This is a genomic window from Arthrobacter sp. 131MFCol6.1, assembly GCF_000374925.1.
Classification (GTDB): domain Bacteria; phylum Actinomycetota; class Actinomycetes; order Actinomycetales; family Micrococcaceae; genus Arthrobacter.
In genome coordinates, this window is record NZ_KB895556.1 from 21,232 (window position 1) to 33,243 (window position 12,012).

General features: G+C 68.7%; 10 protein-coding genes. 8 read left to right on the forward strand and 2 right to left on the reverse strand.

Going from position 1 to position 12,012, the window contains the following annotated elements; genetic code table 11:
* Positions 1-36: 36 nt before the first annotated feature.
* Positions 37-810, reverse strand: coding sequence for an IclR family transcriptional regulator (locus C566_RS0118995; RefSeq protein ID WP_018775943.1), 774 nt, complete (start codon positions 808-810; stop codon positions 37-39).
* Positions 811-1,059: 249 nt separating this feature from the next.
* Here C566_RS0118995 and C566_RS0119000 point away from each other — a divergent pair, with 249 nt between their 5' ends.
* From C566_RS0119000 to C566_RS0119035, 8 genes are all read left to right on the forward strand, one after another.
* Positions 1,060-1,794 carry a CoA transferase subunit A gene (locus tag C566_RS0119000; protein ID WP_018775944.1) on the forward strand — a complete coding sequence of 245 codons (735 nt, stop codon included), beginning with the start codon at positions 1,060-1,062 and terminating at the stop codon, positions 1,792-1,794.
* A gap of 82 nt (positions 1,795-1,876) precedes the next feature.
* On the forward strand, positions 1,877-2,557 hold the full coding sequence (locus tag C566_RS0119005; protein WP_018775945.1) for a CoA transferase subunit B: 681 nt from the start codon (positions 1,877-1,879) through the stop codon (positions 2,555-2,557).
* Positions 2,554-3,756 (forward strand): acetyl-CoA acetyltransferase, encoded by a 1,203-nt coding sequence (locus C566_RS0119010; RefSeq protein WP_018775946.1) that lies wholly within the window; start codon positions 2,554-2,556, stop codon positions 3,754-3,756. The genes C566_RS0119005 and C566_RS0119010 overlap by 4 nt, the downstream gene beginning before the upstream one ends.
* Positions 3,757-3,905: 149 nt before the next feature.
* Positions 3,906-4,961, forward strand: coding sequence for a zinc-dependent alcohol dehydrogenase family protein (locus C566_RS0119015; protein ID WP_018775947.1), 1,056 nt, complete (start codon positions 3,906-3,908; stop codon positions 4,959-4,961).
* Between the two features lie 93 nt (positions 4,962-5,054).
* Positions 5,055-5,411 carry a hypothetical protein gene (locus C566_RS0119020; RefSeq protein WP_231386441.1) on the forward strand — a complete coding sequence of 119 codons (357 nt, stop codon included), beginning with the start codon at positions 5,055-5,057 and terminating at the stop codon, positions 5,409-5,411.
* Between the two features lie 165 nt (positions 5,412-5,576).
* Positions 5,577-8,342, forward strand: a complete 2,766-nt coding sequence (locus tag C566_RS21825) for a PEP/pyruvate-binding domain-containing protein (RefSeq protein WP_018775949.1) — start codon at positions 5,577-5,579, stop codon at positions 8,340-8,342.
* Positions 8,343-8,431: 89 nt separating this feature from the next.
* Positions 8,432-9,379, forward strand: coding sequence for an alpha/beta fold hydrolase (locus tag C566_RS0119030; protein WP_018775950.1), 948 nt, complete (start codon positions 8,432-8,434; stop codon positions 9,377-9,379).
* Between the two features lie 148 nt (positions 9,380-9,527).
* The gene (locus C566_RS0119035) at positions 9,528-9,731 is read left to right on the forward strand and encodes a cold-shock protein (protein ID WP_009357211.1); all 204 of its coding nucleotides are present in this window, start codon (positions 9,528-9,530) and stop codon (positions 9,729-9,731) included.
* A gap of 167 nt (positions 9,732-9,898) precedes the next feature.
* Here the strand turns inward: C566_RS0119035 and C566_RS0119040 are convergent, their stop codons facing one another.
* Complete coding sequence (locus C566_RS0119040; protein ID WP_018775951.1) at positions 9,899-11,875, reverse strand: amino acid transporter; 1,977 nt, start codon at positions 11,873-11,875, stop codon at positions 9,899-9,901.
* Between the last annotated feature and the right edge of the window lie 137 nt (positions 11,876-12,012).

Genomic DNA, 12,012 nt, shown 5'->3' on the forward strand with positions numbered 1-12,012 from the left:
GGGCACCGCCGTCGAGGTCCAGGCCCTTGACTAGGGTCAGGCGCCCTGCAGCAGCGTCGAGATCCGGTGGGCTTCATCCATGAGCAGCCGCCCCAGCTGCGGGCGCCGGTCTTCCCGAAAGCGCGGCTCGATGCCGGTCAGGGACAGTGCCCAGGCGGGGCGCCCCCGCTGGTCGAAGACCGCCGCACCCATCCCCCAGCTGCCTTCCAGGACCAGCCCCGGATTGACCGAATAGCCGGCCTGCCGCGTCGCTTCGAGGTTCTCCCTGACAAGGGCTTCGGTGTGCGCGGCCGCGAAGCTGCCGGCGTGGGCGGCCCAGTTGGCGAGGAGCTCTTCCTGCTCTTGTGCCGGCAGGAAGGCCATGATGGCGGTGCCGGCGGAAGCGACGCCCAGCGGGAACCGCACCCCCTCATGCAGCACGAAGGAACGGACCGGGAAGCTGCCTTCCTCCCGGAGCAGGCACACGGTCTCGTTGCCGCGGCGGATGGAGAAGAACGCGCTTTCGCCGGTCTCTTCGGCGAGGCGGCGCAGGCTCGGCCTTGCGAGGTCCTCCATGGGGAAGCGCGCCGAGGCCACAGACCCCAGCAGCAGGATCTCCGGGCCCAGGACCCAGTTGCCGCTGCCTGGATCCTGGTCCAGCAGCCCCTCGGCCGCGAGTGAGCTCAGCAGCCGATGAACGGTGGGGCGGGTCAGCCCCGATTCGCGCACGAGCTCCACCAGAGGGCAGCCCTCCGGCTTCCGGCCGACCAGGCGCAGCAGGCTGGCTGCCCGGCTGACCACCTGGGCGCCCTGGACAGGTGTTGTAGTCATTGCTTGCCTCACGTCGGCCGGGAGCTGAACGATGCCTTTGCCAAGTTGCTTTTACCCAAACTCTCGCATCGACTATCCACATAATGGATAGTCTCAAGGATAGCGTCCACACTATAAACTCCGCCAGTTCGCAGGGAAACTTCGCATTGACAGTGGTCTGCGACACACCATAGGCTCCTTCTTCAGACATGGAGTCCACAAAGTGGATTGCCGGAGTGGATAGCAAGACCAGCTCAATGAGGAGATGCAATGTCAAAGGTGAAATCCGGGGCAGCGGCCGCTTTGCAGGACGTACTCCGGGACGGCATGACGCTCGCCGTCGGCGGTTTCGGCCTCAGCGGGATCCCCGCTGACCTGATCGAGGCGGTGCGGGACTCCGGGGTGAAGGACCTGACGGTCGTCTCCAACAACATGGGCGTGGACGGCAAGGGCCTGGGCGTCCTGATCGAAGGAGGCCAGGTCCGCAAGGTCATCGCGTCCTACGTCGGGGAAAACAAGCTCTTCGCCGAGCAGTACCTCGCCGGCCAGTTGGAGGTGGAGTTCACCCCGCAGGGCACCCTTGCCGAGCGGCTGCGCGCCGGCGGCGCCGGCATCCCGGCGTTCTACACAAAGACCGGCGTGGGCACCCTCGTCGCCGAAGGCAAGCCGCTGGCGGAGTTCGACGGCGAGACCTATGTCCAGGAACGCGCCATCAAGGCCGACGTCGCCCTGGTCCACGCCCACACGGCCGACACCGACGGCAACCTGATCTACCGGTACACCGCGCAGAACTTCAATCCGGTTGTGGCTACCGCCGGAGCCGTGACGGTCGCCGAGGCCGAGGTGATCGTCGAGCCCGGCCAGCTGGACCCGAACCACATCATCACCCCCGGCGTGTTCGTCCAGCGCCTGGTCCAGGCCAGCGGCCGCGTCAAGGACATCGAACAGCGGACCGTCCGCCCCCGGCTCGAAGCAGAAGCGGCGCACGCCGGCTCCACCGTCTAATCCGGCCCCGGGCGCCGCCCGCCCCGGGCGCGCCGGCATTGGCGCCCACCCTTTCCACCCTGACTTTCCGAGGAGAACCACCATGGCCTGGACCCGAGATGAAATGGCCGCAATCGCGGCCGAAGAACTGAACGACGGCGACTACGTCAACCTTGGCATCGGCATCCCCACGCTGGTGGCCAACAACCTGCCCGACGGCGTCCGCGTTGTCCTGCAGAGCGAGAACGGCCTGCTCGGCATGGGCCCGTTCCCCTACGAGGGCGAGGAAGACGCGGACCTGATCAACGCCGGCAAGCAGACCGTCACGGTCCTGCCCGGCGGCAGCATCTTCGACTCCGCGACGTCCTTCGGCATGATCCGCGGCGGCCACGTGAAGGTCGCGATCCTGGGCGCCATGCAGGTCTCCGGGAACGGCGACCTCGCCAACTGGACCATCCCCGGCAAGATGGTCAAGGGCATGGGCGGCGCCATGGACCTCGTGGCCGGCACCCCGCGCGTCGTGGTCCTCACGGAGCACAACGCCAAGGACGGCACCGCCAAGATCGTCAAGGAATGCACGCTGCCGCTCACCGGGCTCAGCTGCGTGGACCGCATCATCAGCGACCTCGCGGTCTTCGATCTGGATAAGCAGGAAAACGCAACAGGCGGCGGGCGGAAGCTCACGCTCACGCGCCTCGCGCCCGGCGTCACCGTGGCGGAGATCCGCGAGAAGACCGAGGCCGACTTCGATGTCGCGCTCGAATTTGAAGGAGCCCCGGCATGAGCCTCAAAGACCAGTTCGGCAAGGACGTCCTGCTCACCGGTTGGGGCCACAGCCGCTTCGGCAAGCTCACCGATGAGACCCTCGAGTCCCTGATCGTGCAGGTCGCCACCGAGGCGATCGGCAACGCCGGGATCGAGCCGGGCCAGATCGATGAGATTTACCTCGGCCAGTTCAACTCCGGCATGATGCCGCTGGCCTTCCCGTCCTCCCTCGCACTGCAGGTCTCGGACCAGCTGGCCAACGTCCCCTCCACCCGGGTGGAGAACGCGTGCGCCTCCGGCTCGGCCGCGTTCCAGCAGGGCACCAAGTCCCTCCTGGCCGGCACCGCGAAGACCGTCCTGGTGATCGGCGCCGAAAAGATGACGCAGGCCGGGGCCGACGTTGTGGGCGCGGCCCTGCTCGGCGCGGACTACGACATGGCCGGCAAGGCCTCCTCCACCGGGTTCACCGGGCTCTTCGCGGAAGTCGCGAAGCACTACGGGAAGCGCTACGGCGCTGGTTCGACCCTTGGCAGTCTCGGCGATGTCCTGGGCACCATCGCGGCAAAGAACCACCGCAACGGCGTCGACAACCCCTACGCCCAGCTCCGCAAGGACCTCGGCGAGGACTTCTGCCGCACCGTCTCGGACAAGAACCCGATGGTGGCCGATCCGCTGCGCCGCACCGACTGCTCCCCCGTGTCCGACGGCGCCGCCGCCGTCGTCCTCAGCGTTGCCCCGACCGGCGGCGCCACCGCTCCGGTGCGGCTCGCCGGCTTCGGCCAGGCGAACGACTTCTTCCCGGCCGAGCGCCGGGACCCCACCGAATTCGCCGCCACGCGCGCCTCCTGGCAGCGGGCCCTGGGGATGGCCGGCGTCGGGCTGGAGGAGCTCGACTTCGCGGAAGTCCACGACTGCTTCACCATTGCCGAACTGCTGATGTATGAGGCCATGGGGCTGACCGAACGCGGCCAGGGTGCCCGGGCGCTCGAGGAAGGCTGGGTCTTCAAGGACGGCAAGCTGCCGGTCAACGTCTCCGGCGGGCTCAAGGCCAAGGGCCATCCCGTCGGCGCCACCGGCGTCTCCCAGCACGTCATCGCCGCGATGCAGCTCACCGGCACGGCCGGCGACATGCAGCTGGCCAGCCCGCGTCGGGCCGCGGTGCAGAACATGGGCGGCGTGGGCATCGCCAACTACGTCAGCGTGCTCGAGGCCGTCTAAGGCAACGCGGGGTCAGATACGGCTCAACCCGCCCGCCGGGCTTAATGAGCCGTATCCGACCCCGCGTTGCTTGTCCGCGCCTGCGTGGCCGGCATTGCGCGGGACTAAACTCGTTCGCAGCCCATCCACCACAAATGCGAGGAGCACCCATGCGCGCCACCATCATCCACGGCCCCGGCGACATCCGAGTCGAAGACCGCGACTACCCCACGATCCAGCTGCCCACCGACGTGATCGTGAAGGTCACCGCCTCCTGCGTCTGCGGCTCGGATCTCTGGCCGTACCGCGGGGTCAAGCCCACCCACAAGCCGTCCGCGATCGGGCACGAGTTCATCGGAACGGTCGAAAGCGTCGGCGCGGATGTCAAGGGCCTCGCCGTGGGCGACTTCGTGATCGCACCGTTCGTGGTCAGCTGCGGGAAGTGCCCGCAGTGCCTCGACGGCGTCACGGTGGCTTGCGACCACCTCGCCGGCTGGGGCGGCAAGGATGACACCGGTCACGGGATCGACGGCGGCCAGGGCCAGGCCGTCCGCGTACCGCTCGCCGAGTCCACGCTGGTCAAGGTACCGGGCGTCACCGATCCGGACGACGCCCTCCGCGCCAGCCTGCTCACGCTCTCCGATGTCATGGCCACCGGCCACCACGCGGCCCTCGCCGCCAAGGCCGGTCCCGGCCGGACGGTCGTGGTGGTCGGCGACGGCGCCGTCGGGCTCTGCGGCGTCCTGGCCGCCAAGCGCCTCGGCGCGGAGCGGATCATCGCCATGTCGCGGCACGCCGACCGCCAGGCGATCGCCCGCGAATTCGGAGCCACGGACATCGTCGCCGAGCGCGGCGACGAGGGCGTCGCCAAGGTCCGCGAACTGCTCGGCGGTGTGCTGGCCGATTCGGTGCTGGAGTGCGTGGGGACCAAGGAATCCATGGAGCAGGCCCTGCACAGCGTCCGCCCGGGCGGCGCGCTCGGCTTTGTCGGCGTCCCCACCGGCGGCGCCGAGGCCCCGCTGCGCTTCCTGTTCGACACCAACATCTCGATCGGCGGCGGCATGGCCCCGGCCCGGACGTACATCCCGGAACTGCTGGCCGATGTGCTGGACGGCACCATCAATCCGGGCCGCGTGTTCGACTCGGTCATGCCGCTGGAGGAGGCGCCGGAGGCCTACCGCGCAATGGACGAAAGGCGCGCCATCAAGGTCCTCCTGACCCCGTAACAGGGTCTCGACGGCGGCCGCGCCTGCAGCCGCGCGGCCGCCTGCACCGGGCCCTGGCTCCCGCCCTTGCACGGGCAAGGACGAGGGTCTAGCGTGAAGCGCATCAGCATCCGCCGCCGTCAAGGAGCCGTCATGGCCAGGTTCGTGCAGATCATCGAATTTCAGTCCTCCCGCATTGAGGAGATCGAGCAGCTCGGCCGGCCCTCCAGGACCGAGGGATCCACTGCCCCGACCTTCCGCCGCATCTTGGCCACCGCAGACCGCGACCGCCCCGGAACCTACTTCACGATCGTGGAATTCGACTCCTACGAGTCGGCCATGGAGAACTCCAACCGGCCCGAGACCTCCGAATTCGCCGCGAAGATGGCCGCCCTGTGTGACGGCCCTCCGGTCTTCCGCAACCTGGATCTGATGTGGGAGGACACCGGCGAGGCCGACGCCGGCCAGTAGGCCAGCAGGCTCGCTTGGCAGAGGTGCCGCTGCACCGCCGGACTCAGGGCCGGCGGCCGCCCGCGGCTTGAATACGTGGCTTGACCACGTGGCTTGAAGACGCGGACAGGACGTGGGAGCAGGGAAATGGGTTCTGCAGATGGCAGGGCGCCGGAAAGTCTCGTCATGGATCTCAGCGAACTGGGTTCCGCTCCCCTGCCGCTCGTGGGCGGAAAGGCCCTGAACCTCGGCAAGCTCACGGCCGCCGGGTTCCGCGTACCCCGCGGATTCTGCCTCACCACGGTTGCCTACCGAAAGGCGGCCCCGGCCGAACTGGACGCGCTGGCAGCCCGGCTGGACAGTGCGCAGTCCGGCTCGTGGAACGACGACAAAGCAGACGACGGCGAACCAGGCCGCCCCGGGTTGGCTCAGCCCGGACCAGACTTGGGCGAACTGGCCCGGCAGGCGCGGGAAATGATCGTGACCGCGCCGATTCCCGCCGACGTCGATGCCGCCCTCCGCGGCGCGTATGCCGCGCTCGGCAGCCGTGCCACAGTGGCGGTCAGATCCTCCGCCACCGCCGAGGACCTGCCCTTCGCCAGCTTCGCCGGTCAGCAGGATTCCTTCCTCAACATCTCCGGAGCAGATGCCGTCGTCGAGTCTGCCCGGCGCTGCTGGGCCTCGCTCTGGACCGAACGGGCTGTGGCCTACCGCGCCGCGAACGGGATCAGCCACCGTGACGTGGGGCTCGCCGTCGTCGTCCAGGACCTGATCACCGCCACCAGCGCCGGTGTGCTCTTCACCGCCAATCCCGTGACGGGCACCCGGACCGAAACGGTCATCGATGCGAGCGCCGGGCCCGGCCAGGCGGTGGTCTCCGGCAGCGTGGACCCGGACCATTTCGTCGTGGATACGGCCACGGGACGCGTCCTCCTCCGTTCACCGAAGGGGACCGCGGGCCGGCGGCGGCCGAGCCTGGACGACGCCCGGATCCGCGAACTCACGGCCCTGGGCGATACCGTCCAGCGGCTGTTCGGTGCACCCCAGGATGTGGAATGGGTGATCGACGCCGCGGGCAGGATCTGGGTGACCCAGTCGCGGCCCATCACCACGTTGTATCCGCTTCCGGACCCTGCGGCCACCGAAGACCTGGGCGCGGAGGCAGGGACCGACGCCGACCCCCGCGTGTACCTGTGCGGCACCTTGCTCCAGGGCCTGACCAGGCCACTGACCCCCATGGGGCTCTCAGTGCTGGGCTCAATGCGGAACCGCAACGGGCCGTGGCGGTACGTCAACCCGGGGCTGCGGATGTATGTGGACGTGACGGCCATGGTGCGCAACAGGTACGGCCGCCGCTACCTGCTGCGGATGCTGCCGCTGGCGGACGGCAGGTCCGGCGCGGTCTTTCCGGCACTCCTGGATGACCCTCGGTTCGGCGTGCGCAAACGGCAGTCCCGGCGGGCACGGCGCGGCGCAGCGGGCAGGCAGGCCCCCCGGCAGCCGGGGACTGGCAGCGGCGCAGCGGGCAATCGTGCAGGGCACGATCCCGGAACCATGGCCGGCCTGGGCCTGACGGTCCGGCTGATTCCGGCCCTGGTACGGGCCGCGGTGCGGCCGTCCGCCGAACTGCGCCGCGCCTTCGATTACGGAAATCGCCTCCAGACCGAACTGGTCCTGCCGGAACCGGCCACCACTTTTGGCCGCCTCGATCACGCCCAGCGCATCCTGGAGAACACCGTGGACGGGCTGATCCTGGCGACACTGCCCGGACCGTCCGTCGGCTACCTCATGCTGGCTTGGGCCCGCAGGCTGCTGCGCGGCATCGCGGCACCGCGGGAACTCGAGGCCGTGCTGCGGGGGCTGCCCAACAACGTCACCACCGAGATGGACCTCGAGCTCTGGCAACTGGCCGTCACGATCGGCGCGCATGCCGCGTCCCGGGAGGTGTTCCTGGCCCACGGGCCAAGGGAACTGGCCGCCCTGTACAAGGCCGGCTCGCTGCCCGCGGTGGCACAGACCGGCCTGCACGGGTTCCTGGACCGTTACGGCCACCGCGCCGTGGCGGAGATCGACCTTGGCATGCCGCGGTGGTCGGAGAAGCCGGACCACATCCTCGGGATGATCTCGAACTACCTTCATGTAACGGACCCCGAGCAAGCGCCCGACCGGCAGTTCGCCCGCGCCGAGGAACACGCCGAGGCCAGAATCCGCAGCCTGGTGGAACGGACCAGGGTCCGGAGCCGGATCCGCGCCCGGCTGGTGGAGTTCTGCCTGCGCCGGACCCGCCAGTTGTCCGGCCTGCGCGAACTGCCCAAGTTCTACATCATCCTCGCCCTCGCGGAGATGCACCGCCAGCTCAACGCGATCGGCATCGAGCTGGCCCGGTCCGGTGCGATCGCCACCGCGGACGACGTGTATTTCCTGGAATTCGACGAGGTCCGGGTGGGTCTGCGGGGCGCTGACCTCAAGGGCATCATCGCGGGCCGCCACCGGATCTACGACGTCGAACTGCGCCGGCGCCGGATTCCCCGGCTCCTGCTCTCCGACGGCACGGACGTGGAGGCGGCCGTGATGGCCAAGTCCCCCGCTTCCGGCGCCCTCGCCGGGACGCCGGCCTCGGCCGGCACCGCCACCGGAACGGTCCGGGTCATCCTGGATCCGGTGGGCGCGCACCTCGAGCCCGGGGAAATCCTCGTGGCACCCTCCACCGACCCCGGCTGGACGCCGCTGTTCATGACCGCCGGCGCCCTGGTGATGGAAATGGGCGGGGTGATCTCGCATGGCGCCGTGGTAGCCCGCGAATACGGCATCCCGGCGGTGGTGGGCGTGCCGGACGCGACCACCCGTTTACGGACCGGAGAGACCGTGACCGTGGACGGATCGGCCGGCACGGTGCGGCAGGTGGATGCCCCGCTCTCCCCCGCGACGGCCGCCGGCAGCCTGGCCGGCTGAGCGCGAACCTCCGGACCGTGCCGGCGCCCGGGGCGTCGAATTGCAGCGGGACCTCCGCCACGCCGCCGGCAGGGGGCTATGTTAGATAGATGGTGTCCGCCGGCAGTAACGCACAGGGCGGCCAGGTTCCCGAGGGCTTTGGTTCGGGGCTGGTGGACGATGCCGCCCGCCGGGACGCCGCGTTGCCCGACTTCGACTGGGCCGTCCTTCCGGAAGGCGTGATGCGCGGCGAGTTCGAGGCACCGAGCGGGACCCTGGCGACGATCGCCGCCGGAGATCCCGGGAAGCCGCGCGTCGTGCTCGTCCCGGGCGCAACCGGCTCCAAGGAAGACTTCATTCTCATGCTGCCCGAGCTCGCCGCGGCCGGCTACTTCGTCCTCAGCTGCGACATTGCCGGGCAGTATGAATCCGCCCAGGCCGGGCCCGAAAACCTCGTTCCGCCCCGGAACTGCTACGACTACGAGCTGTTCCGCGACGATCTCCTGGCCATGCTGGACACCGAAGAAGGCGCGGTGCACGTCGTGGGGTACTCCTTCGCGGCGGTCGTTGCCCAACTGGCGTTCGCCCAGCGGCCAGAAAAGTTCCGCAGCCTGACCTTGATCAGCTGCCCGCCGGAGCCGGGCCAGAGCCTCCGCTACGTGCGCCTGGCAGGCTGGATCAGCTGTTGGGTCAACTCCAGGGTCGGCACCGCATTAATGATTTGGGGTATCCGCAGGAATATTGCGCGGGTGGCGCCGCAGCGGCTGCGGTTCGTCAGGAGCCGGTTCGCGTTCACGCGCCGCGCCTCGGTGGTAGACATCATCGGCCTTATGAAGCGCACCCCGGATCTGCGGCGGGTGCTGGCGGCCGCGACGCTGCCAAAGCTGGTCGCAGTCGGCGAACATGACCTCTGGCCGCTGGCGTTGCATCGGAGCTTCGCGCAGTCGATCGGTGCGCGGATTTCGGTCTACCGCGGGGGCCACAGCCCGTCCGAGACCTCGCCTTACCAGATCAGCCGGGACCTGATTGCGCTGTTCGACGCCACCGTCTCGGCCTGACGAAAGCGGCCGGTTCGGGACGAAGACCCCCGTCAGACCCTTGCACCGCGGCCCGTCGCACCGTACGTTGGGGACAGCGGACGAATGTCTCCGCAGCCGTTGGCCTTATGGCCGCCGGAGATCAGCAGCATTTCAGAAGGATAAAGGCATGGCTACAGGCACAGTTAAATGGTTCAACGCCGAAAAGGGTTTTGGCTTCATTGCCCCGGATGACGGGTCGGCCGACGTTTTCGCCCACTACTCGGCAATCGCTACCAGCGGCTACCGCTCGCTGGACGAGAACCAGAAGGTTGAATTCGACGTCACGCAGGGCCCGAAGGGTCCGCAGGCTGAGAACATCCGCCCGCTCTAAGTACTCCGGAAAAAGCCCCGGCCGCCTGGCCGGGACACTTTCCCCGAAGACCACAACGCCCCTCCGGAGGATTCCTCCGGAGGGGCGTTTGTGCTTGGGGCGTTTGTGTTCGGGGACGTTTGTGTTTGGGACGTTTGTGCTTGCCGGCCCTGCTGCCGGGCGCGGTGTCAGCCGACGTGCACCCACGGGCGCCGCGTGACGTCCGGCTCGGCCTCGCGCAGCACTTCACGGGTGACCGGGGCGATCTCGCCTTCGCCGAAAGCCAGGAACCGCAGCAGGTTGGTAAACGGGTTTCCCTCCGTCCAGCGGAAGTAGATGTGCGGCATCAGCCCGGTAACGTCGCGGATGTGCAGCAGCACCGAGGCGATCGTATTCGGAACGACAGGACCGTGGACCTCCAGGATCTGGTACCCGTGCCGGACGATGCCCCGGACCTCGAGCTCGGTCTCGAAGTCCGAAGAGTCGTCCACCACCACTTCGAGGAACAGCGCCTGGGAGTCCAGCGGAAGATGGCTGACCTCGATCGCGGACGTGAGCTTGTCCAGGTACGCCTGGGCACTGAGCCGCAGCGGTTCGTGGGCGACGATCGCGATCGGGCCGGATTCATTGGCGGCCAGGAATTCCAGGGCCGGGGTGTCCATGCGCACATGCGTGGCATGGAGCTCGAAGGAGCGCCGGACGCGCGAGAGCAGGGAGATCACGATGATCCCGAGAATAAAGAACGCCGCGATCCGGATGCCTTCGGGGCGCTCGAAGATGTTGGCCACCGTGGTGTAGATGAACACGACGGCGATGATGCCGAAGCCGATGCTGCGCTTACGCTGCCGGCGGCTGCGCGCCGACAGCGTCACGGCAATCGCCGCCGACGTCATCAGGACCAGGACGCCGGTGGCGTAGGCGCCGCCCTGGGCGTCGACGTCGGCGTCGAACAGCCAGGTGATCAGGAACCCCACGAGCGTGAAGACCAGGACCAGCGGCCGCACGGCGCGGGCCCACTCCGGAGCCATGCCGTACCGGGGCAGATAGCGCGGCACGAGGTTCAGGAGCCCGGCCATGGCAGAGGCGCCCGCGAACCACAGGATGGCAATGGTGCTGATGTCGTAGACGGTGCCGAATCCGTCCCCCAGGTATTCGTGCGCGAGGTAGGCCAGCGCACGCCCGTTCGCCTGGCCGCCGGGCTGGAACTCCTGCGCCGGGATCAGCACCACCGTGGTGAAGCTCGTGGTGACGAGGAACGCACTCATGATGAGGGCTGCCGTCGTCAGCAGCCGGCGGGCACCCTTGATCCGGCCTTCAGGATTCTCCTCGGTGTCCGTGGCGTGACCACGGATCTGCGGCATCACGGCGACGCCGGTCTCGAAGCCCGACAGGCCCAGGGCCAGCTTCGGGAAGACGAGCAGCGCGATGCCCACCACCATCAGCGGATTGCCGTGGGACGTGGTCAGGGCCAGCCACCAGTTGTCGACCGCCACCGGCTGCTGCAGGACCTCGATGATCGTTGTGATGACCACGACGACGTTCAGTCCGAGGTAGATGGCGACCAGGACGACGGCGACGCCGATGGCTTCCTTGAAGCCGCGCAGGAACACGGCGGCCAGCAGGGCCAGGAAGACCAGCGTGACCGCGACGTTCTGGCCGTGCATCCAGTCGGGAGCGAAGGGGTTCTCGATGGCGTGCGCGGTCGCGTCTGCGGCGGAGAGCGTCATGGTGATCATGAAGTCGGTGGCCGCGAACCCCAGCAGCACCAGGACGAGGAGTTTCCCGCCCCAGCGTGGGAGCAGCCGCTCCAGCATGGCGATGGACCCTTCACCGCGCGGGCTCTCACCGGCCACCCGGCGGTACACCGGCAGCGCGCCCAACAGGGTCACGGCCACCAGGACCAGGGTGGCCAGCGGCGAAATCACACCGGCTGCGAGCGCGGCAATGGCGGGCTGGTAGCCCAGCGTGGAGAAGTAGTCCACGCCGGTCAGGCACATGACCTGCCACCACGTGTGTTTCTTCAGGTGACTGTCGCTCACAGCCCCGGGCCCTTGATGGATTCCCTTGGCGTCCTGGAGGCCGAACAGCAGCCAGTTCCTGAAGTGCTCCCCGGCGCCGGGCCGCAGTGCCGAGGGGTCTGCCGGTGGCCGGCTGAGCGTGGTCATGTAGTCCTTTCCAGGCGACGCAGCGCGCCGCTTCCGTCCGCGAGAGTACCAGCGCCCGCAGCCGCCACGGCCCTCCGGCGGACAATCCTGACGGTTCCTTAACGCGGCCCTTCGGATACGCGCCCCCGCCGGACCGG